Origin of the sequence: Sphingobium sp. DN12, from assembly GCF_051058005.1 — a bacterium.
GTDB classification, from domain to species: Bacteria; Pseudomonadota; Alphaproteobacteria; order Sphingomonadales; family Sphingomonadaceae; genus Sphingobium; species Sphingobium yanoikuyae.
In genome coordinates, this window is the sequence record NZ_CP173717.1 from 2,771,305 (window position 1) to 2,793,384 (window position 22,080).

Here is a 22,080-nt window from a genome sequence, read left to right on the forward strand (position 1 = left end):
TAAACTTTAATTCACCATCGCCCTAATTCTTCGATCAACTGCCAAGTATCAGCAAATTCTCTACAATTTCTTTCCATCCGGATTGAAACGCAGATCTTCGGGCACGGTAATGAACGGACGGTCCATTTCCGTCGCCATCTTGTTCTCGACCCGGAAGACGAAGGCCAGCACCGTCGCCACCGCCATGTAGAGGCCTTCATTGACGATCTCGCCAGCGCGCGAGGTGAAGTAGATGGCGCGCGCCAGCTCGGGATATTGCAGCACCGACACGCCATGATCCTCGGCCAGTTCGCGGATCGAGGCGGCGATCGCGTCACAGCCGCGCGCGACCACGACCGGTGCGGCATCCACGCCGGGCCGATAGCGCAGCGCCACCGCGAAATGGGTCGGGTTGGTGATGATGACGCTGGCCTCCGCCACCGCCTGGCGGGTCGATCCGTTCAGCACCTCGAACTGGCGCCGGCGGATCTGGCCCTTGAGTTCGGGCGAGCCTTCGCTTTCCTTATGCTCGTCCTTGATGTCCTGCTTGCTCATGCCCAGCCGCTTGGCGCGCTGGAAAATCTGCATGGGCACGTCGATGCCGGCGATCACGAACAGCCCGCCTGCCATTACCAGGCAGACCAGGATGAACATGTTGCCAAGGTCGCTGACCGCATTGCCGACCCCCGCCTTGCCCAGGCCGATGATCGCGGTCAGCCGGTCCCAGATCATCCAGAAGCCGACCGCGCCCAGCAGCCCCACCTTGGCGATCGACTTGACCAGTTCGATCAGCCCCTGTGCGCCGAACATGCGCTTGAGGCCAGAAGCCGGATTCATCTTCGACGCCTTGGGCGCGAAGGCGCCGGGACGAAAGCCCAGCGAACCGAGCAGCGCCGGCGCCGCGATCGCGGCAAAGAAGGTCGCGAGCAATACGCCGCCCACCGGCAGCGCGATGTCCGCCAACAGGCCGGTGCCGCGCGTTACCGGCGAGAAGTTCACGATATCCTCGCGCCCGAAGCGCAACGCCCGCGTCAGCATGCCCGACAGCGCGTCGATCAGGCCCGGCCCCGCGACCGCCAGCCAGCCGATGCCGGCCATCACCACCAGGGCCGTCCCCAGTTCGCGGGACTGGAGGATATCGCCTTCCTTGGCGGCATCCTGCAATTTCTTCTGTGTCGGTTTTTCGGTCTTTTCGCCGCCCTCGGATCCGCCCGCCATGGCTCAGCGTCCTTCCGAGATGGCGCGGGCCTGTTCCAGCCCCGACTTGAGCGCGATGGTAATCCCCTCGCCCATCACCGGCACCGCCATCGCCAGCAGCACCAGTCCCGCCATCACTGCCATCGGCATGCCGACGGCGAACAGGTTGAGCGCGGGCGCGGTGCGCGCCAGCATGCCCATGACGATCTGCACCAGCACCAGCGCAAAGCCGACCGGCAGCGCGATCGTGACCCCGGCTCCCAGCAGCGAGCCGCCAAACTGGATCATGTGCCAGACCGCATCATTGCTGAGCATCGCCGCGCCCGGCGGCAGCGCCTTGTAGCTCTGCACCACGAAGCTGACGAGCAGCAGATGGCCGTCCATCGCCAGCAGCAGGAAGGTCGAGAGGATCGACAGGAACTGGCCGACCGCCTGCGTCCCCTGCCCCGACCCCGGATCGACCATCGCGGCAAAGCCCAGCCCCATGGTGTTGGCAATCGCCTCACCAGCGACAAAGGCGGCGGAATAGCCGATCTGCACGGCAAAACCCATGGCAAGGCCCGTCAGCACTTCGCCGGCGACCAGCATTACGCCTTCGAAACTGGCGACGCCGTCATGCGGCAACTGGATGGTGACGCTGTTGAGGGCGGCCATGCCAAGCGCGAGCGAGAGGATCAGGCGCAACTGAAGCGGCATCGCGGGCGCACCGAAGACGGGCGCGGCCAGAAAGGCCGCACCAGGGCGGATCATGGCTATCAGCCAGATCCACAATTGCGTCTCGACGCCTGCGAAGCCGGGTGCGATCATTGCAGCAGGTCCGGTATCCGCTCGAATATCTCGCGCGTGAAGTCGGCGATCAGCACCATGATCGACCCGCCGAACAGGGTCAGCATCGCCCCCACGACCAGAATCTTGGGAATGAAGCTGAGCGTCTGTTCGTTGATCGACGTCGCGGCCTGGACCATGCCGATCAGCACACCCGCGACCAGCGCCGGAATCAGGATCGGCGCCGTCGCCAGCGCCGTGATCCACAGCGCATGCTGTGCCAGGCCCATGAAGAAATCCGCATTCTCCATTGCCGCCCTCCTATGTCGCGAAGGAGCCGGCGAGCGACCCCATCGTCAGCGCCCAGCCATCGACCAGCACGAACAGCAACAGCTTGAAGGGCATGGAGATGATCGTGGGCGACAGCATCATCATGCCCAGCGCCATCAGGGTCGATGCGACCACCAGGTCGATGATGAGGAAGGGCAGGAAGATCATGAAGCCGATCTGGAACGCGGTCTTCAACTCGCTGGTGACGAAGGCCGGCAGCAGGATCGTGAAGGGAATATCGTCAGGCGTGCGGAAGGCCGGGGCCTCGGCCATGTTGGCGAACAGCTTCAGGTCGCTCTCGCGCGTCTGCTTGGCCATGAAGCCGTGCAGCACCTTGCCCGAACGGCCGACCGCTTCCTCGATCGATATCTGGCCCTTGCCATAGGGATCATAGGCCTGGCCGTTGATCTGGTCGATCACCGGCCGCATCACGAACAGCGACAGGAACAGGGCAAGCCCCACCAGCACCTGGTTAGGCGGCGTCTGTTGCAGGCCCAGCGCCTGGCGCAGCAGCGACAGGACGATGATGATCCGGGTGAAGCTGGTCATCATGAGGATCAGCGACGGCAGGACCGACAGCAGGCTCATGAGGACGAGGATCTGCAACGACAGCGACAGCGAGCGGCCGTCGCCCGAAATCTGTCCCATCGCGCGGGTCAGCGCGCCGCCATTGTCGACCGGCGCCGGCGCGGCCGGCACCGCCTGCGCCAGCGCAGGATCGACCAGCATCAGCCCGACGGTCAGCAGGATGCCGCCGACCAGCCAGTGACTAGCGCGCACGATAGGGGTCGCCTTCCGCGATCTTCTCGATCCGACCACGGGTAACCGACAACAGGATCTTCTTGCCCTCGAACTCGACCACGGCCAGCTTGCCGAACGTGCCCATCGGCAGCGCTTCCAGCAGCTTCAGCGACCGGTCATTCTGGCCGACCATCATGCCGGGCTGATATTTGCGCCACAGCCACAAGGCACCAAAGGCCATGCCGCCCACAAGCGGCAGCAGGATCAGCAATTTGACGAAATACCAGAACATGCACGCGCCCCGCGTTTAGGTTAATGCGTCATCCGATCCGCAAGAATGGGCCGCAAGGCAAGCGCAAAAGCACGGCCCTGCGATCAGCCGCGCCGTTCGACCCCGGCCATGCGGGTTTCGGTGGCGGCGATATCGACGATGCGGATGCCATAGCGGCCGTTCACCGTCACGACCTCGCCCTTCGCGATCAGCGCGCCATTGACCATGATGTCGAGCAGTTCGTCGGCCTGGCGATCCAGTTCCACGATGCTGCCTTCGGCCAGGTCCATGACTTCGGCCAGGCGCAGCGAGGTCGATCCGACCTCCACCGACATGCGCACCGGAATATCGGCCAGCAGCTTGAACTGGCGGTTCGCCGCCATGCGGCTGGCGCTGTCTTCCCCACGGGGATCCATCATCGGGGCGTCGCTCATATCACTCATTGTTCCGGTCCCTGTGCAATCTTTTCAATCTGGAAGGCGGCACGGCCATCCTGTTCGCCGATCGTGCCGTGCGCGACGATCCTGTCGCCGACGATCAGCGGCAGGCTGCGGCCGATCGTCACGGGTATGATGTCCCCGGCCTTGAGCTGCATCAGCTCCGCCAGCGAGAGATTGGGGCGCGCCAGCACGGTGCGGGCCGGCAGGCGGATGTCGCGCATGCGACGCGCCACACGAGCCTGCCATACCGGATCGACATGCTCGTCGTCGCTTGCGACCTTGCTGCCCATCAGCGCCTCGACGCCGCGCAGCGCCGCCAGCGGGAAGACCATGTCGATCGACCATTCGCGATCCCGGTCCAGGCCGACGCGGAAGCGCTGCACCACCATCTGGTCGGCGGGCTGGGCAGCGGCAGCGAAGCCGATGCCGGTTTCACGCAGCAGCAGGCCGGGTTCCAGGGGCAGGACTTCGGACCAGCATTCGACCATGCGGGCCATGATGGTTTCGGACAGGCGGGCGATCAGCCGGTCCTCGGTCGGAGTAAATTCGCCGCGCGCGGGCAGCGCCCGGTTGCCAAGGCCGCCATAGAAACAGTCGACCAGGGTCGAGATCATGGTAGCGTCCATGCACAGCAGCATCTGCCCCTTCAGGGGCAGCAGGCGATAGATGGACAGGCTGCAGAAATTGGGCGCGCCGGCCGACCAGGCGCCAAACTCCACGACCCGTGCATCCTCGGCCGCGACATGCGGGCGGATGCCGGAAATGGGTTCGATCAGCGCACGGATACGCCGGCCGAGCTTTTCACCCAGCCGGTCGAGGCCCGACAGCATTACCGGAGCTTGCGCGTCTCCCCGCCCGAAGGCGAAGGATTGAACGTGATTCATGTCTGTCCCCTGCCCTCGGCCAGGGGACTTCCCAGCGTTCAGGCAGCGCTATTGAATAACGAAATTGGTAAAATAAACGTTATCGACACCGCCATAGCCGGTCTTCTGCTTGAGTACATCGTTGATGATGCCCCGGATTTTTCCTTGCAGCATGCGCTTGCCGTCGGGCGTGACCAGCTGCTCCTCCGGCTGTTCGGCGAGCATCATCAGCACCTGGCTGCGAATCGCCATCTCGTGCATCTTGATCGCGGCGATCACGCGATAGTCATAATAGGTCGACACCGCGACGGTGATCTGGGCGAAGGCGTCGGTGTCCGTCATGTTCGACGTGAAGGGCGCCTGGAGCTGGAAATAGGTGGCCTGATAGGCGGTCGGATTGCTTGGTGCCGGCAGGTCGATGCCCTTGCCCGGCGCATGGGCGGCCGACGGGGCATGCCCCTCGCCACCGGCGCTCGCATGGCCACCGCCTTCGCCACCACCGCCGCCGCCTTCACCGGCCCAGCCATGGGCGGTGGCGACAGCCTGCGCATCCTCGCCCGCCAGGACGAGCACGGGCTTGTTGGGATCTTCCTTGGGGCCCTCGGCCTTGGGGCTGAAGAAGCCGGCGGCGTACAGCCCGCCCGCAGCGCCGGCACCACCCACCACCATGGCGACGGCGACCAGCAGGATGAGCTTCATCCCCCCACCCTTCTTCTTCTTCGCCTTGGGTTCATCGCTCATCGTTCACGTCCCCTGGAATATCCCGTCCCGGCCGTCAGGCGTAGCGCGCGCGGCGGACGTCACCGGCGCTATCGCCGGTGTCACCATGGTTAAGAACGGCCGGATCGCTCCCGGCTTTATGGCCAAGGCCATTATTTTCACGGCCCTGCCAGCGGCCCTGCGACGAGGATTGGCCCATCGACTGGCCCGCCATCTGGCCGGCACCTTGCCAGGCGCCCTGCTGCTGGGATGCATTGCCCTGCTGGCCGTTCGACTGGCTGCCGGCCTGGCCATTGGCATCGGCCTTGGCTGTTTCGGCAACATGCGGCGCGCGCTCGATCTTCACTTCATGGATGCGCACGGCGGCAAGGCCGGCGTCCAGCTTCAGCCGGTCACTATCCTGGCGCAGCGCCATTTCCGCCGCCTCGCTGGCGACGGTCAGGCTGACCGCCGCGCCATCGCCATCCTGGCGGATATCGACCTGGATCGGGCCAAGCTGGTCGGCGTTGATCTGGAACCGGCCCTGCGCGCCATTGGCCGACAGGCCGGCAATGTCGCGGGCCAGCCCATCAATCCACTGTCCCGACACGCCCATATCGACCACCTGCTGGCCAAGGCTGGCCGACAGGTCAACCGTCGGCATCGCCGCCGGGGTGACCGAAGGGGTCTGGGGCGTGGCTGCCTGGGGCACGGCCATGTCCGCGCCACGATGGGCCGCGGCGGGGGTGGCGGCGACCAGCGGATCGACGGCCGTGGCCGCCTTGTCCGGCGTGTGATCGCTGATCGGCGCTGCCGCTTCGGCGCTGTCGCGCACCGGCGTCGTCCGGCGGTTCATATGGTCGCGCACCAGTTGCAGCAGCGACAGGGCTTCCGCCTTGGCCGGCTTGGCGGCCACGGGCGCGGCCGGGATGTCGGTGCTGGCGGATGCGATCTCGACATCTCCCTCATCCGGGCTGCTGGTCGTAGCCGCAGGCGCGGTCTTCTCGGTCGGCTTGGCGCTCGCCACGACCATTTCGGCGGGCGTGTCAGGGTTGACCTCCGGCGCCGCAGCGACGGCGGGCATGACCTGCTCGACCGGGCGCGGTGCCATCGCGGGCTGCGGGGCGGCCTGGACCGGGGCCTGCACGACATTCGGGGCCGCGTTGGCGGCTGGCGCAGGCTGGGCCGGGATCATCGCAGCGACCAGTTCGGGCGTCATTTCAGGCGTCGTTGCAGGCGCCGCCACGGGCGTTGCAACGATCTGGTCATCCTGCCCATCCGCGCCGACCACCGGGGCCATCACCGCTTCCTGTCCCACGGCCGGTTTCGAAGGGGCCTGGGTTTGGGACAATGAAGGTGACAGCGAAGGAGACACACTCAAAGGCATCTCCCGGGTCGGCGCGGATGGAGCCGAAGATGCGGGGGCATCGATCGGCGCCTGCGGCAAGGGGGGGAGTGCAGCAGGCAAGGAATGGGCAATCGGATCGGCGACAATCGGCGCATCGCTGTCGACGGGCGCATCGGCTGTCACCGTGTCAGCTTCGCTGTCAGCATCGACGATGTCGTCAGCCTCGGGCGCGGCCATCGCAGCCGGCAGAGGCTGCGGCGCGTGCGTCAGCGTGGTCTTGATCGGAGCATCAGCAAGGGCGAGCGCGATCGCGCCTTCAGCGTCGACCGGCAGCGGCAGGGCCACATCGGCGGTCGGAACCGGCGCCGGCGTCCGGATATCGGCAGGCGCAGGCGCGACCGCCGGGATCGGCAGAGGCAGCGGAAGGGCTTCGGCGACAGCCTCGCCTTCGGGCAGGACGATCGGCGCGGGCTCGGCCGATACGGGCGCAACGGCCGCCTGATCCTGGACCGGCGCAGCGACGGGCAGGACCGGCTCTGCAACCGGCAAAGCGGCCGCAACGACCGGCAACGCCGGTTCTGCGGCCGGCTGGACCGGCATGGCCCGCTGGGTCAGAAATTCGGCGGTGTCCGGCAGAGCCGGCGCCTCGATTGCTTCGGGCGTCACGACCGGCGCATCACCCTCGATCGTCGCTTCCACCGGCAGGGCTGGCGCGCCCACGGTCGTGGCAGGCGCAGCCGGCTGCGACGCGCCATCGACATCGCCCAGCAGTGCAGCGAAGTCGGCCGCACCCTCGGCAACCGCCGAAGCAGCGGCCGTCGTCGCACCGGCCAGCGGCGTCGAGGAGAAGAGCAGCGATTTGAGGCTGGCGAGCATGGTCATGTCAATTGTCCCCCGTGCGCTGCATGCGGCGATAGCGCGGCAACGCGGCAAGCTTGTTCTCGCGCCATTCTTCCAGCGCGACGCGGGCCCGATCCTTCAGGCGCGCGGCAATTTCCTTCTCGCGGTTGGCCGCGATGCTGAGCCCTTCCTTCGCCTCCACCTTGCGGCGAGCGTCGTAGAGCGCGCCGTCGAGCTGGCGACCGGCCTGCTCCAGACGGCTGGCCAGTTCCTGCATCGAGGCGAAGGAGGCGCCGGTGGCGCCGCCCTGGACACCGAACAGCTCGCCCCGCACCCGGCGCAGACGTTCCAGGTTGGTGGCGATCCCCTCCGCCTCGTCACGGGCGCGCGCGGTCTCGGCCATGGCCATGGCATGCTGGACATGGCGCACGCGCAGCACGCGATGGCGGCGGGACACCAGCCCCTTCACGCGCCGAACTCCGCGATCAGCGCGTTGGCGCTGGTATCAAGGTCGATCCGGCTCTTCTGGTCCTGGCGGATGAAATTCAGAATTTCCTGGCGACGCTGCACCGCCTCGTCGATCACCGGATCATTGCCGGGACGATAGGCGCCCATCAGGATGAGGTCGCGATTTTCCTCATAGGCGGCCCAGAGGCGGCGATAGGCGGCAGCGGCCTGGCGATGCTCGTCGGGCACGACGTCGGCCATGACGCGCGACAGGGACTTGCCGATGTCGATCGCCGGGAAGATTGCCTGTTCCGACAGGCTGCGCGACAGGACGAAATGGCCGTCGACAATCGCGCGGGCGGCGTCGACGATTGGATCGTCGGTGTCGTCGCCATCAGCGAGAACGGTGTAGAGCGCAGTGATCGAGCCGCCAGTGCGGGCGTCGACGCCGGCCCGTTCGACCAGGCGCGGGATCAGCGCCAGCGCCGAGGGCGGATAGCCCTTCATCGCCGGCGGTTCGCCGAGCGCCAGGCCGATCTCGCGCTGGGCATGGGCGCAGCGCGTGAGGCTGTCGATCAGCAGCAGCACCTTCTTGCCGCGAGCGCGGAAATATTCGGCGATGGCCGTGGCGCGCGCGGCGGCGCGCAGGCGCAGCACCGGCGGATGATCGGCCGGCACGGCAACCACGATGCTCTTGTGCATCGCATGCTTGAGCTTGGTTTCGAGAAAGTCGCTGACCTCGCGGCCACGCTCGCCGATCAGGCCGGTGACGACGATATCGGCTTCCGCGCCGGCGATCATCTGGCCCATCAGCACCGACTTGCCGACGCCCGAACCGGCGATGATGGCGATGCGCTGGCCGCGCCCGGCGGTCAGCAGCGCGTTGACGGCGCGGACCCCAAGGTCGAACGGCTCGGTCACGCGGCCGCGATCGAGGACATTGCCCTTCACCCCGTTGAGCGGCCAGACGCCGCCGGCGATGATCGGCCCCTTGCGATCGAGCGGCTGGCCCATGGCGTCGATGACGCGGCCGATCAGCCCCTCGCCCACCTGCACCATGTTGGCCTGGCTGTCGGGTTCGACACGAATGCCGTTTTCCAGCGGCGCGTCAGCGTCGAGCGGCACCAGCAAAGTGCGCTCGCCACGAAAGCCGACGACTTCAGCGCGGCAGACCGATCCGTCGCTGGCGAGGACACGGGCGCCCGAACCAATCGGACGGCGGAAGCCGGTGACTTCCAGCATGCCGGCATCATGGCTGACCAGACGGCCGACATGGCGCGGCTGGCGGTTCTGGACCTGAAGATGCTCGAACAGGGTTTCGGCCTGCGCCAGTTCGGCGCGGATCATGCCTTACCCTCCATGTCGTCCATCAGGGCGCGCAGGCGCGCCAGACGAACGTCCGGGCCATCCTCGACCCAGCCGTCGGCGGTTTCGAGGCGCACGCAGCCACGCTGCATGTTCTTGTCCGACACCAGCGGCACGCCGATCTGCTCGCCTTCGAGCAAGGCGACGTCGTCAGGATGCAGATGCAGCGCGCTCTTGTCGCTGCTGTCGTCGATGAAGGCGGCGACCGCTTCGCAGCGCTGGGTCAGCCGGTCGAGATCGATCTCCACTTCGCCGACAATCTGTTCGACCAGGCGGACGACCGTGGCCGACAACATGGTCGACAGGCTGCCGCTGGGCGCCGGTGCCAGCATTTCAAGCGCGGCGGTCAGGCGGTTGCGCGCCTCGATCTCGTTCGCCTGATCTTCCCCGGCGGCGCGATAGCCCTCCTCGAAACCCTGCGAGAAGCCCGCCATATGGGCTTCGTCGATCGGGTCGGTTTCCGGTTCGGCATGGATCGGGGCGCGGGCGGGCGCCGCGACGACGTCGCCGGGCAGCGCCGAATAGAGGCTGCGGAAGCCGTTGCTGGCCACCTGGCCAACGCCGATCATCGGCACGCTCGATACGTCGTGGCTGGCTTCGGCGGCCCAGATCTTAGACAAAGTCGTTCCCCTTGCCACCCAGCATGATGGTGCCGGCATCCGCCATGCGGCGGGCGGTGGCGATGATCAGCTTCTGCGCGTCGATGACTTCGGCCAGGCGGATCGGGCCGCGTTCCTCGATCTCGTCGGCGATCGCCTGTGCGGCGCGGGCCGACATGCAGCTGAAGATCTTGGCCTTGAGCATGTCGTTCGCACCCTTGAGCGCCACGACCAGCACCTGGCTGTCGACGGTGCGCATCAGCGTACCCAGATTCTTGTCATCCATGTCGATCAGGTTATCGAAGACGAACATTTCCTCTTCGATGGTCTGGGCGATCATCTTGTCGCGCTTGGCGACGGCCTTCATGATGCGCTGCTCATTGTCCTTGCGGACATTGTTCATGATCGCGGCCGCTTCGACCGTGCCGCCGCGCTGCGACGCCGCACCCTGCTTGTTGACCGGACCGCGCAGCAGCAACTGCTCCAGATCGTCCAGCGCCTCGTTCGACACCGGGCCGAGCGTGGCGATGCGATAGACGATCTCTTCCTGATATTCGGTCGGCAGCAGTTGCAGCACGTCGGCGGCAACCGGCGCTTCCAGATGCGCGAGCACGATCGCCATGATCTGCGGATGCTCCATCTCGATCAGGACGGCGATTTCCTTCGCATCCATCCACTTCAGCATTTCCAGCTGGGTGGAGCGGGTCGGCGGGGTGATGCGCGCCAGGATGGTTTCGGCCCGTTCCTCGCCCAGCGCCTTGGTCATCGCGCCGCGGATATGGCGGGTCGCGCCATATCCGATGGTGGTGCGCTTCTTGGCCTTGGTGACGAAATGGTCGAGCGCCTCGTTCACTTCCTCGGGATCGACATCCTGCACATCATACATGGCATAGCCGAGCTGACGGACTTCTTCGGGCTCCAGGCGCGACAGGATCTGGGCGGCTTCATCCTCATCGAACAGCATCAGCAGGACGGCGGCGGCGGCGCTGCCCTTGAGCGCCTCGGGACGGCCGGGGACGATCTCAGGCATTTTCCTTCTTCCCTTCCTTCAGAAGGTCGCGGACCACCAGGGCGGCGCGATCGGGATCCTGCTTGACGAAATTGCGGATCAGGTCGGCGCGCTGGGCATAGTCATAGGTGGACGAGATCATGTCGAGCGTCACCGGACGGCTGGGATCGGGATTGACGACGGCCTGCTTCTGCAGTTCGCCGGAAATTTCGCGACCGATGCGCTGGCCGGTTTCGGCCGCCTGCGCAGCCTGTGCCTCCTGCGCGGCGGCGCGGCGCTTGAGCAGCGGGCGACCGATGCCGAAGATCACCAGCAGCGCCACCAGCAGAGCCGAGACATTGCGGACCAGCGGCGACATCCAGTCGGCCTCATACCAGGGGGCGACGACCTCTTCGGGTTTGGCAAAGCTGCGGGCCGACAGAGCGACCACGTCGCCACGGGCCTGATCGAAGCCGACGGCCCCCTTCACCAGGGCCTCCAGCGCGGCGATTTCCTGCGCCGAGCGGGGCTTGCCATCAGCCCCGGTGTCGAGCGCGACCGCAACCGACAGGCGCTTGACGGTGCCGACAGCGTCCTTGGTGACGGACACTTCACGGCCCAGTTCGAAGCTGCGGTTGAAGGTCTCTTCGGTCTTCATCGGCGGCAGGCCGGGGGTGGCCGGCTGCTGCTCGGCGGTCTGGCCCTGCTGCACCGCCTGACCATTGGGATTGGTCTGGGTGACGGTCGGGTTGACCGGCGCCTGGTTGCTGAGCGCGCCGGGGATGCCCGATGCCTCGCCAGCCTTCTGGCCCCGCTCGTCCGACGACCAACTGCCCTGCTCGGCACGCAGGCGCGCCTCGTCCTGGGGGAAGCTTTCGCGGGTCGCCTGGCGTTCGGCGAAATTCAGTTCGGCATGAACTTCGGCCGAGAATTTGCCGTCGCCCAGGATCGGGGTCAGCAGCGCGACCACCGACTGGCGATAGCGATCCTCGATCCGGGTCTGGATGGCGAGCTGGCGATCGTCGGCGGCATTGCCGTCATTATTGCTCAGCAGGCGGCCATTCTGGTCGACGACCGAAATATCTTCCGGGTTCAGTTCCGGGATCGACGAGGCGACGAGATGAACGATGGCGCTGACCTGTGCGTCGGTGAGCGTGCGGCCCTGCGACAGGCGCAGCATCACCGAGGCGGAGGGCTTGGTGCGTTCGCGCAGGAAGACGCTGGGCGCTTCGACCGCGAGATGAACCTTGGCGCTCTCGACACTGTCGATCGCCTCGATCGTGCGGGCGAGGTCGGTCTCGCGGGCGCCGCGCAGCTTCTCATTCTCGACCGCGCGGCTGGCGCCCATCGGCAGGCTGTCGATCATGCTGTTGCCGTCAGGCGCGCTCTTGGGCAGCCCCTGGGCGGCGAGCATCATCTTCGCCTTGAAATAGTCGCCCTCGCCAACGGTCATGCCGCCGGCATTGTCGAAGTCGTACTTGATGCCATTCTGGTCGAGCACCTGGGCGACGGCAGACTTGTCGCCATCGGGCAGGCCGCGGAACAGGTCGCGCTGCGGCGGTTCGCGCAGGGCCAGCCAGGCCGCGCCAGCCACCGCAACGGTGCCGAGCAGGCCGAGCAGCGGCAGGCTCTTGGCCACGGCCGGCTGCTTGATGAAGCCGGCGAAGCGCGCCTTGAGCGCGTCCACGCCCTTGGCATTGCCGAAGCTGACACCGGTGACGGCCGGGAGGGCCGGGGCAGCGGCCGAGCCGCCATCGATGGTGAGTGCGTTCTCGCTCATGGGTTAGACCGGCATGCTCATGATGTCCTTGTAGGCGGACAGGAGTTTGTTGCGGACCTGGAGGGTCGCCTCGAAGCTGACCGACGCCTGCTGCTTGGCCAGCATGACCGCAGCGATATCGGTGGTTTCGCCCCGCTCGAACGCCGAGGCGGCATCGCCGGCCTGGGTCTGCAGGCCGTTGACCTGCTGGAGCGCGTTGTTGAGCGCATCGGTGAAGCCGCCAGGCGCCGTGCCCTGCGTTGCGCCAGCGCCGCCAGCCGAACCGACATTGCCGGTCGAGGCGACGTCGCGCAGCGCGGCGTTCTTCTGCAGGATGGCATTGCGCATCGCCATCACGCTGTCGGTGGGAGAGATACCGGTCATGCCCTAACCCTCCTTAAGCCGCAGCCAGCTCGCGCATCTCGGCGAGCCGATAGCGCAGCGTGCGTTCGGAAATGCCCAGCTTGCGGGCGGCGGCGGCGCGATGGCCGTCGGTCTCGCGCAGGGCGGTGCGGATCGCTTCCAGCTTGGAATGATGGGCAACGTCGCGCAGGCGGATCGGTTCGGCCGGCGCGGCAGCGACTGCGGCAACCGGCGCGGCCGAAACGATACGCAGCGGCTGCGGCGCGCCAGCGACATGCAGGTCGTCGGCCTCGATACGTTCACCGTCGCGCAGCACCAGCGCGCGCTGCAGCACATTGCCCAGCTCGCGGGCATTGCCCTGCCAGCGATGGGCGGCCAGCTTGTCGAGCGCGGCGGCAGTCGGCCAGACAAAGCCGTCCTTGCCGGCATCTTGGTGGCGCAGCAGCATGGCGGCGGCGATCGCGGCGATGTCGCCGGGACGTTCGGCCAGCGGGCGCAGTTCCAGCGCCATGACATTGAGGCGCCAGTAAAGGTCTTCGCGGAAGCGACCGGCGGCGACTTCGTCGGCCAGGTTGCGGTTGCAGGCGGCGACGATGCGGACATTGACCGGCACCGGATGGGTGGCGCCGACCGGCAGCACTTCGCCTTCCTGGAGGGCACGCAGCAGCTTGGCCTGGAGCGCGAGGGGCAGCTCCGCGATTTCGTCGAGGAACAGGGTGCCGCCGTCCGCGGCCAGGAACAGGCCATCCGAGGCATTGGATGCGCCGGTGAAGCTGCCCTTCTTGTGACCGAACAGCATGGCTTCCATCATGGTTTCGGGCAGCGCGGCACAGTTGACGGCGATGAAGTCATGGGTGACCCGGCCGGACTGGGTATGAAGGAAGCGCGCCATGCCTTCCTTGCCGGTGCCGGTATCGCCCTGGATCAGGACGGTGGCATCGCTGCGGGCCACGCGGCCGGCGAGCGTCATCAGGCGGGCGCTGGCGGCATCGCCAACCGCCGGGACCGAAGCCGGACGGGCCAGTTCGGCGATCAGCGCGAAGGCAAAGCCCATGTCTTCGAGGCCAAAGGCGACGCGGGCGGGCAGGCCATTGGCCGCCGGCACCAGCGACGGCTTGCCGTCGACCAGATTGATGAGGATATCGCGATGGGTGGCATGGCCGATCTCGGTCGCGAGAAGGACGCGGCGGCTATCCCGCTCCCGCGGGCTCTGCGCATCCACGATCCGCACCGTGTACAAGGCATTTTCGAGCCAGTGCTGCAAGCCCGGAACGAGCGCGCAGACCCCACGGCTCACGTCAAGCGATGACATGAACTGTCCCCAGTGTCTTGGCAGGTTTGTGCCCCCGCACGCCCCTACCCCCTTCGATGACTTAAATTTACGCCTACGTGGTTATTAGATGGTTAACGCGGCCATTAACTTGCCGGTGACCGGCAATTTTTTTCCGCTCCGCCGGCAGAAAAATCGCACTCTATATATACGCGCACGCGTAGAGGGCTGTTTTTCCGTCTTTTTCCAGAAAAATCGCATCAGCCCCTAAAAGCTTTTCGCGGCCCGCCGTTATCCCCTTTCGAGGCCGCAAGCGTCAGACGACAGCGACCTGATGAACGGAAAGGGAATATCATGACTGTTATCGGAACCAACTCGTCGGCGCTGCGGGCCACCAATGCTTCGGCCGCCTCCAGCAAGGCTCTGTCCACCGCCATGGAGCGCCTGTCGACCGGCAAGCGCATCAACTCGGCCAAGGACGACGCCGCCGGCCTCGCCATCGCTTCGTCGATGACCTCGCAGATCAAGGGCATGACCCAGGGCATCCGCAACGCCAATGACGGCATCAGCCTGGCGCAGACCGCAGAAGGCGCTCTGGGCGAAGTCAGCAACATGCTGCAGCGCATGCGTGAACTGACCGTCCAGGCCGGCAATGGCACGAACAACGACACTGCCAAGACGAACATCCAGTCGGAAATTTCGGCCCTGTCGACCCAGATCAGCAAGGTCATCTCCGACACCAGCTTCAATGGCATCAAGCTTTTTGACGGTAGCGGCGGCAATGCCGGCAAGATCAGCATCCAGGCCGGCACCAATTCGAGCGATGCGATCGAGATCGATCTGGGCAACCTGACCACGCAGACTTTCAACGATACTGCGGGCGCAGAGGTTGCCGCCAGCTTGGGCGATATCGTCAAGATCGGTGCCGGAACTGTCACAGTTGAAACCGATGTGACGAAAACCCCGGCTGGCGCCACCCCGGTCGTGGCCACTGAGTTCGACCTCGACACGGTGTTGAAGGCTTATGACTCTGTGCTTCAGCAGATCGACACCTCTCGTGCCAATCTCGGTGCGGCACAGAACCGCCTGGAATCGACGGTCAACAGCATGACCGCGAACGTCACCAACCTGACCGACGCCCGCAGCCGCATCGAGGACGCCGACTTCTCGACCGAGACCACCGCGCTCGCCAAGGCCCAGATCCTGAGCCAGGCATCGACCGCGATGCTGGCCCAGGCCAACCAGAGCCAGCAGAACGTCATGAAGCTGATCCAGTAATCCGGATCGGACACCGAAAATGACGGGTTGAGGTATTGGTCACCGGCAACCCGCCATGTCACCCCCGGCACATCAACAGTCCCCACCGTGCCGGGGGTAACACCTTCGATCAAACGGCCAAATTCGAAGCCTCCGTCCCCCCGGGCGGGGGCTTCATCGCGTTTGATTACAGGCACATCTTGCAATGGCGCGATCAGCACCCATGATGGACGCATGACCATGATCGACCGGCGCGCCTTGATCGCTGCTTCGGGCGCAGCGCTGCTGCTCCCCCGCCCTGCCCTTTCCCAAACCCGAAACGACCGTTTCTCGTGGGACGGCATCATCGCCATGGCGCAAAAGCTGGCGCGCGCGCCCTTTGCCGAAACCCCGCCCAATCCGGTCGCCGCCAAGGTCGGTTATGACCAGATGCACCAGGCCCGGTTCCGCGACGAGAAGACGATCTGGGGCGACCTGCCCGGCGATACCGGCGTCCGCCTGTTCCCGCTGAGCGGCACGGCCCAGCAGCCGGTGCAGATCGCGTTGGTGGACAAGGGCGTGGCGACGCCGCTGCGTTATGATCCCGCCATGTTCGAGACGCCCGACGGCAATGCCGTCGCGGACCTTGGCCCGGACGCGGGCTATGCCGGCTTCCGCATCATGAATGCCAGGCGCGACGGCGACTGGCTGTCCTTCCTGGGTGCCAGCTATTTCCGCGCGCCCGGCCCGACCAAGCAGTTCGGCCTGTCCGCCCGCGCGATCGCGATCAACACCAGCATTCCGGGCAAGGAGGAATTTCCCCGCTTCACCCATTTCTGGCTGGAACGAACCGGCGACAACAGCGTCACCGTCTATGCCCTGCTGGACGGGGCTTCGATCACCGGCGCCTTTCGCTTCGTCAACCGGCTTGGCCCCAAGGGGGTGACGCAGGACGTGACCGCCGCCCTCTTCCCGCGACGGCCGATCCCCGAACTGGGCCTGATGGCGATGACCAGCATGTTCTGGTATGATGAGGCGCACCGGACCAAGGGCACCGACTGGCGCCCGGAAATCCATGACTCCGACCTGCTCTCCATCGCCAGCGTCGATGGTAGCGCGCAGGCCCGTCCGCTGGTGAACCCGTCCGTCCCGCGCGTCGATGGCTTTACCGAGACCAGCCCCAAGGGCTTTGGCCTGTTGCAGCGCGACCGCAATTTCGACCATTATCAGGATGACGGCGTCTATTATGACCGTCGCCCCTCGCTATGGGCGACCCCGTCTGCGCCGCTGGGCGCGGGACAGGTACGGCTCTACACCTTCCCGACCGACAGCGAATATACCGACAATGTCTGCGCCTATTGGACGCCGGCCAAGGCCGCGCGTCCCGGCAGCCGGATCGACGCCGCCTATCGCCTGGACTGGACCGCGGACCGGGCACCCGCCGGCAGCAATCTGGCGATCGTGCAGGCGGTCTGGCGCGGTCGTGGTGACGAAGCCGGGGTCGAGCGACTGGTGATCGACTTTGCCGGCCTGCCCGCCGACGCGAAGCCCGACCTGTGGACCGACATCGGCAATGGCACCATCGTCAAGAAGGGCGGATATCCGGTGCTGGGCCAGGCGGGATTGTATCGCGTGGCGATCGACATCCGCAAATCGGGCGACAGGGCGGCGGATATCCGGGTCCAACTTCGCTCTGGCAATCGCGCGTTCAGTGAATATGTGCATTATCCGATAGGCGCATGAAGGGAACCACGCGGGTAGCGAAAGGTTCTAGCGCTCGGGTTAACCAGGAATGGGTCTGACATGACATCGACAGGAGGCACGAACGTGGCCGATGGGGCCACGGGGTCGCAAGCGCTTGTCCGGGCGTTCGAAAGCGTGCCGGCAGAGGCGCCGCTTGCCATGCCGGTGCAGGATTTCGCGACCGCGCCGGGTCGGATCCATCGGCCGCTGAACATCGACCTGTGGGCCCGCCGGCTGCTGGTCGTGCTGCTGGCGCTGCTGCCCGCCGCGCTTGCCGCGCACGAGATGCGCCGGTCGATCGGCCTGGACGGCATTTCCTTCTGGGAGGGCGTCTATCTTGCCCTGTTCATCCCGCTCTTTGCCTGGATCGCCTTCGGCTTTGCCACTGCCGCGATCGGCTTCCTGCTGCTGACGGTCGGCAAGGGCAAGGGCGTTCGCCCCTATATCCCGCGCGACCGCACACCGCTCAAGGCGCGCACCGCGATCCTGCTGCCGGTCTGTAATGAAGATTTCCTGGGCGTGCTCGGCCGCCTGTCGATCATGGAACGATCGCTGTCGCAGGTGATGGGCGGCGAGCGCTTCGAATTCTTCATCCTGTCGGATTCCAACCCGGAAAATGGAGAAACCGAGCGCAAGGCCTATCTGGAAATGCGCAAGGCCTTCTCGCGCCCGGTCCATTATCGCCGCCGCGCCCGCAATATCGGCCGCAAACCAGGCAATATCGAGGAGTGGGTGACCCGTTTCGGCGGCGCATATGACCATATGATCGTGCTGGATGCCGACAGCGTGATGAGCGGCCAGACCATGGCGCGCCTGTCGGTCGACATGGAACGCCACCCACATCTGGGCCTCATTCAGACCGTGCCGACGGTGATGGGCGCCGCCACGCTGTTCGCCCGCTGGCAGCAATTTGCCAGCCGCCTGTTCGGGCCGATCTCGGCCGCCGGCATGATCTGGTGGGCCGGGTCCGAAGGCATGTTCTGGGGCCATAATGCGATCGTCCGGGTGCGCGCCTTCGCCGAAAGCTGCGGCCTGCCCGAACTGCCGGGCCGTGCGCCCTTTGGCGGCCATATATTGAGCCATGACATGCTGGAAGCGGCCCTGCTGCGCCGGCGCGGCTGGGACGTCCACATGGTCACCGCCGACGACAGTTTCGAGGAATTTCCGCCGGCCATGCCCGACCTGTTCACCCGCGATCGTCGCTGGTGCCAGGGCAATATCCAGCATGTCCCGCTGCTGGCGAAGATCAAGGGGCTGCACCCGGTCAGCCGGTTCCAGCTGTTCGTCGGCGCCTCGGCCTATTGCACCTCGCCGCTATGGCTGGCGATGATGCTGGTTGTTCTGGGCGGCGTCGCCACCGGCGTCTGGCCGCCGGCCGCCGTGCTGCCGTCCAGCACGCTGCTGACGGTGACCGCCGTGCTGCTGTTCGGTCCCAAGATATTGGCGATCGGCTGGGCCATGGCCGACCCGTCACGGCGGATCGGCTTTGGCGGCGCGGTGCGGATGACGCGCGGCGTGATCGCCGACATAATCCTGTCGATCCTGATGGCGCCGGTCGCGATGCTGACCCAGACGATCAACCTGTTTTCCATCCTGATGGGCCGCAAGGCGAGCTGGAACGGCCAGACCCGCGACCGCGACGGCATGGCGATCCTGGGCGCGATCTGGCTGTTCAAATGGCATATCTTGCTGGGCGTCGGCCTGGCCGTGCTGGCGGTGCGCGCCAATGCGATCGGCTGGATGAGCCCGGTGCTGGCCGGCCTGTTCGCCGCGCCCATCCTGGCCGCGCTGACCGCACGCAAGGATCTGGGCCAGCGGGCGGAAAATAGCGGCCTGTTCCAGGTGCCCGAACCCTGGTGGCGGACACAGAATTACCGGCCGCTGCGTTTCCGCTGGCCGGTTCCGGGTCGCAAGGCATCGGTATCGCGCCCCGCCAACGACGGTTGACGGGCGCGCGGGCCGGTCAGTTCCAGTCGCTGAGCTTGCCGCGCAGCTTGTCGAGCGCCGACTTCTTGATCTGGCAGACGCGCGCGGCACCAATGTCCAGCGTCTGGCCGATTTCCTCCAGATTGAGTTCCTCGACGAAATAGAGTTGCAGCACCAGCGCCTCGCGCTCGGGCAGTTCGCCGATGCATTTGGCGAGCGCGCCCTTGAGCGATTCGCGCTCCATGATGTCGTCGGCACGATCCTCGACATCGGCGAACCACATGGACTGGTCGGAATAGACCTCGTCCATGCTGGTGTGCTGGACCATCTCGGCGCCATCGGCCGCCTCGCGATAGTCGGCGGCATCCATGCCCAGTTCAGCGGCCATTTCCGCTTCCAGCGGCGTCCGGCCTAGCTTCTGTTCCAGCTTCGCACGGGTGGCGGCCAGCTTCTTGCGGGTCGCCATGGCGGAGCGGCACAGGGTCGAATGGCGCCGCAGGTGATCGATCATCGCGCCGCGCACGCGCAGCTGCGCATAGGAGGCGAAGCCGAGGCCGCGATCCTCGAAACTGTTGGCAGATTCCACCAGCGCGACCATGCCGATCTGCAGCAGATCCTCCACCTCGATCGCGCTGGAAACGCGGCCATGGACATGCCAGGCGATCTTGCGCACGAGCGGCATGTAGCGGCGCGCCAGCTGTTCGGGGGAATTGGCAAGCCCTGCCCGTCCATAAGTGAGGACATCCGAGCCTGCAGCGACCTTATTCATATACATTGGTCAGTCTCCTCAGGCGACGCGTTCACGCGGCAGCGGATCGTGCCGGGGCGTGGGACGCTGCTCGCCACCGACGACGGCGACAACCTCGACACCCTTGCCGTCCGGGATTTCCAGGAAGGACAGCACCGGGGTCTCGGGCAGATGGGGTTTGAACAGCCGGGCGAGCGCGCGGCGCGCGACCGGCGAAGTGACGATGGCAAAATTGCGCGCCTGGCCCAGCATCGGCCGGGCGGCATGCACGACCGATTCGACGATGCGATTGCCCAGGCTCGGCTCGATCGGATGCTTGGCGTCGCCCGCGACACGCATCGCCTGCGCCAGCATCGCTTCCAGATCGCCGTCGAGGGTGATGACCGGCAGCGGCATCTTCACCGGGACGAGGCCCTGGATGATGAGCGCGCCGATGCGCTGGCGCACCGCTTCGACAAGCTGTTCGTGGTTCATGTCGGGGCGGGCCGCGTCGACCATCGCCTCGCAGATACGGCGGAAATCCTTGAGCGCGATCCCTTCCGACAGCAGCGCGCGGCACAGCGTGGAAATCTGGGTCAGGCTGAGCGTGCCGGGGGTCAGGCCATCGACCAGCTGCGGCGCGACATCCTTGAGATTGTCGAGCAGCTTGCGGGCTTCGTCCAGACCAAACATCTCGGCCGCGTTCATCGCGATCAGCTGGTTAAGATGGGTGGCGACCACCGTCGGCGGATCGACCACGGTATAGCCGGCGACCACCGCCTCGCTGCGCTTGGCCGGGGAAATCCAGACAGCGTCGAGGCCGAAGGTCGGATCCTTGGCCGGGCGACCGGCGACCGTGCCTTCCAGCATGCCGCTGTCCAGCGCCAGCAGATCGTCGGGCCAGATATCATCCTCGCCCACGACGACGCCGGCGATGGTGATGCGATACTGATTGGGTTCAAGCGCCAGATTGTCCTTCACGCGGACCATCGGCACGACAAAGCCCAGTTCCTTCGACAGCTGGCGACGAATGCCGGTGATGCGGGCCATCAGCGGCGCGCCCTTGCGCTCGTCGACCAGGCCGATCAGGCCATAGCCGATCTCCAGACCCAGGATCGCGCCATCGGACACGTCGTTCCATTCGATGATCGCCGGGTTGGGCGGCGGCGCGACCGGTTCGGGTTCGGCGGCCTTGCGCTGGCCGGCCTTGCGCAGCTGCCAGGCGATACCACCGGCGATGGCGGCGGCTGTCAGGATGATGAGATGCGGCATGCCCGGCAGGATGCCGAGGAAGCCGAGGATCGCGGCAACGGGCACCCAGGCCTTGCCGGTACCGAACTGGCCGGCGACCTGCGCCGACAGATCCTGTTCAGACTTGACGCGGGTCACGATCGAGGCGGCGGCGATCGACAGCAGCAGCGCCGGGATCTGCGCGACCAGCGCGTCACCGATGGCGAGCAGGATATAGGTCTGGGCCGCATCGCCCATCGCCAGGCCATGGCTGACCACGCCCAGGATGATGCCGCCGATGATGTTGATCGCCAGGATCAGGATGCCGGCGATCGCGTCGCCCTTCACGAACTTGGACGCACCGTCCATCGAACCGTAGAAATCCGCCTCGGTCGCGACTTCAGCACGGCGCAACTTGGCTTCTTCCGGCGTCATCAGGCCAGCGTTGAGATCGGCGTCGATCGCCATCTGCTTGCCCGGCAGGGCGTCCAGGGTGAAGCGGGCCGACACTTCCGACACGCGGCCGGCGCCCTTGGTGATGACCACCAGGTTGATGATCATCAGGATCGCAAAGACGAAGATGCCGACGACATAATCGCCGCCGATCAGGAAGTGGCCAAATGCCTCGATCACCTGGCCGGCCGCGTCCGATCCCTCATGGCCCGACACCAGCACGACGCGGGTCGAGGCGACGTTGAGCGCCAGGCGCAGCAGGGTCGCGAACAGCAGCACCGTCGGGAAGCTGGAAAAGTCGAGCGGCTTGGCAGCGTTCAACGCCACCATCAGCACGGCAAGGCTGATCATGATGTTGGTGATGAAGCCGATGTCCAGCATCACCGCCGGCACCGGCACCATCATGAACAGCACGACCATCAGCGTGGCGAACGGCAACACCGCCCCCTTGGCGGCGCTCATCCAGATCTTCGCTTTGACTTGGGTGGGAGTCATGAGAGG

The 22,080-nt window shown here is 66.1% G+C and carries 21 protein-coding genes; 3 read left to right on the forward strand and 18 right to left on the reverse strand.

Annotated features, from left to right (window positions below):
- Positions 1-60 precede the first annotated feature (60 nt).
- The 16 genes from flhB to ACI6S0_RS13240 form a co-directional block, all read right to left on the reverse strand.
- Entirely contained in the window at positions 61-1,197 is a 1,137-nt protein-coding gene (gene flhB / locus ACI6S0_RS13165) for a flagellar type III secretion system protein FlhB (protein WP_434403306.1), read from the reverse strand.
- A 3-nt stretch (positions 1,198-1,200) separates the two neighbouring features.
- Positions 1,201-1,983, reverse strand: a complete 783-nt coding sequence (fliR, locus tag ACI6S0_RS13170) for a flagellar biosynthetic protein FliR (protein ID WP_004208179.1) — start codon at positions 1,981-1,983, stop codon at positions 1,201-1,203.
- Positions 1,980-2,252 carry a flagellar biosynthesis protein FliQ gene (gene fliQ, locus ACI6S0_RS13175; RefSeq protein ID WP_004208180.1) on the reverse strand — a complete coding sequence of 91 codons (273 nt, stop codon included), beginning with the start codon at positions 2,250-2,252 and terminating at the stop codon, positions 1,980-1,982. The genes fliR and fliQ overlap by 4 nt, the downstream gene beginning before the upstream one ends.
- Positions 2,253-2,262: 10 nt before the next feature.
- Positions 2,263-3,000, reverse strand: a complete 738-nt coding sequence (gene fliP, locus ACI6S0_RS13180) for a flagellar type III secretion system pore protein FliP (protein WP_169863187.1) — start codon at positions 2,998-3,000, stop codon at positions 2,263-2,265.
- 40 nt (positions 3,001-3,040) lie between these two features.
- Positions 3,041-3,304, reverse strand: coding sequence for a FliO/MopB family protein (locus tag ACI6S0_RS13185; protein ID WP_004208182.1), 264 nt, complete (start codon positions 3,302-3,304; stop codon positions 3,041-3,043).
- 83 nt (positions 3,305-3,387) lie between these two features.
- Positions 3,388-3,726 carry a flagellar motor switch protein FliN gene (gene fliN / locus ACI6S0_RS13190; RefSeq protein ID WP_004208183.1) on the reverse strand — a complete coding sequence of 113 codons (339 nt, stop codon included), beginning with the start codon at positions 3,724-3,726 and terminating at the stop codon, positions 3,388-3,390.
- Positions 3,723-4,607: a flagellar motor switch protein FliM gene (locus tag ACI6S0_RS13195; protein WP_004208184.1), complete on the reverse strand. Its 885-nt coding sequence runs from the start codon at positions 4,605-4,607 to the stop codon at positions 3,723-3,725. Before ACI6S0_RS13195 ends, fliN begins: the two co-directional genes overlap by 4 nt.
- Positions 4,608-4,655: 48 nt before the next feature.
- Positions 4,656-5,327: a flagellar basal body-associated FliL family protein gene (locus ACI6S0_RS13200; protein ID WP_004208185.1), complete on the reverse strand. Its 672-nt coding sequence runs from the start codon at positions 5,325-5,327 to the stop codon at positions 4,656-4,658.
- A gap of 34 nt (positions 5,328-5,361) precedes the next feature.
- Positions 5,362-7,515, reverse strand: coding sequence for a flagellar hook-length control protein FliK (locus tag ACI6S0_RS13205; RefSeq protein ID WP_434403307.1), 2,154 nt, complete (start codon positions 7,513-7,515; stop codon positions 5,362-5,364).
- A 1-nt stretch (position 7,516) separates the two neighbouring features.
- Positions 7,517-7,942 (reverse strand): hypothetical protein, encoded by a 426-nt coding sequence (locus ACI6S0_RS13210; RefSeq protein ID WP_010338845.1) that lies wholly within the window; start codon positions 7,940-7,942, stop codon positions 7,517-7,519.
- The gene (locus ACI6S0_RS13215) at positions 7,939-9,267 is read right to left on the reverse strand and encodes a FliI/YscN family ATPase (RefSeq protein ID WP_010338846.1); all 1,329 of its coding nucleotides are present in this window, start codon (positions 9,265-9,267) and stop codon (positions 7,939-7,941) included. Before ACI6S0_RS13215 ends, ACI6S0_RS13210 begins: the two co-directional genes overlap by 4 nt.
- Positions 9,264-9,905 carry a FliH/SctL family protein gene (locus ACI6S0_RS13220; protein ID WP_434403308.1) on the reverse strand — a complete coding sequence of 214 codons (642 nt, stop codon included), beginning with the start codon at positions 9,903-9,905 and terminating at the stop codon, positions 9,264-9,266. Before ACI6S0_RS13220 ends, ACI6S0_RS13215 begins: the two co-directional genes overlap by 4 nt.
- On the reverse strand, positions 9,898-10,914 hold the full coding sequence (gene fliG, locus ACI6S0_RS13225) for a flagellar motor switch protein FliG (RefSeq protein ID WP_004208190.1): 1,017 nt from the start codon (positions 10,912-10,914) through the stop codon (positions 9,898-9,900). Before fliG ends, ACI6S0_RS13220 begins: the two co-directional genes overlap by 8 nt.
- Positions 10,907-12,652: a flagellar basal-body MS-ring/collar protein FliF gene (gene fliF, locus ACI6S0_RS13230; RefSeq protein WP_434403309.1), complete on the reverse strand. Its 1,746-nt coding sequence runs from the start codon at positions 12,650-12,652 to the stop codon at positions 10,907-10,909. Before fliF ends, fliG begins: the two co-directional genes overlap by 8 nt.
- Positions 12,653-12,655: 3 nt before the next feature.
- Positions 12,656-13,015, reverse strand: a complete 360-nt coding sequence (gene fliE, locus ACI6S0_RS13235; protein ID WP_010338848.1) for a flagellar hook-basal body complex protein FliE — start codon at positions 13,013-13,015, stop codon at positions 12,656-12,658.
- A 13-nt stretch (positions 13,016-13,028) separates the two neighbouring features.
- Positions 13,029-14,306 (reverse strand): sigma 54-interacting transcriptional regulator, encoded by a 1,278-nt coding sequence (locus tag ACI6S0_RS13240; protein ID WP_004208193.1) that lies wholly within the window; start codon positions 14,304-14,306, stop codon positions 13,029-13,031.
- Positions 14,307-14,618: 312 nt separating this feature from the next.
- Between ACI6S0_RS13240 and ACI6S0_RS13245 the strand changes: the two genes are divergently transcribed.
- The 3 genes from ACI6S0_RS13245 (at position 14,619) to mdoH (ending at position 19,190) form a co-directional block, all read left to right on the forward strand.
- Positions 14,619-15,542: a flagellin gene (locus tag ACI6S0_RS13245; RefSeq protein ID WP_434403310.1), complete on the forward strand. Its 924-nt coding sequence runs from the start codon at positions 14,619-14,621 to the stop codon at positions 15,540-15,542.
- Between the two features lie 213 nt (positions 15,543-15,755).
- On the forward strand, positions 15,756-17,243 hold the full coding sequence (locus ACI6S0_RS13250) for a glucan biosynthesis protein (RefSeq protein ID WP_434403312.1): 1,488 nt from the start codon (positions 15,756-15,758) through the stop codon (positions 17,241-17,243).
- A 60-nt stretch (positions 17,244-17,303) separates the two neighbouring features.
- Positions 17,304-19,190, forward strand: a complete 1,887-nt coding sequence (mdoH, locus tag ACI6S0_RS13255) for a glucans biosynthesis glucosyltransferase MdoH (RefSeq protein WP_026109019.1) — start codon at positions 17,304-17,306, stop codon at positions 19,188-19,190.
- A gap of 16 nt (positions 19,191-19,206) precedes the next feature.
- Here mdoH and ACI6S0_RS13260 read toward each other — a convergent pair whose 3' ends face one another.
- Both ACI6S0_RS13260 and flhA read right to left on the reverse strand, forming a co-directional pair.
- Positions 19,207-19,944, reverse strand: a complete 738-nt coding sequence (locus tag ACI6S0_RS13260; protein ID WP_097384312.1) for a FliA/WhiG family RNA polymerase sigma factor — start codon at positions 19,942-19,944, stop codon at positions 19,207-19,209.
- Between the two features lie 12 nt (positions 19,945-19,956).
- Positions 19,957-22,074, reverse strand: coding sequence for a flagellar biosynthesis protein FlhA (gene flhA / locus ACI6S0_RS13265; protein ID WP_434403313.1), 2,118 nt, complete (start codon positions 22,072-22,074; stop codon positions 19,957-19,959).
- Between the last annotated feature and the right edge of the window lie 6 nt (positions 22,075-22,080).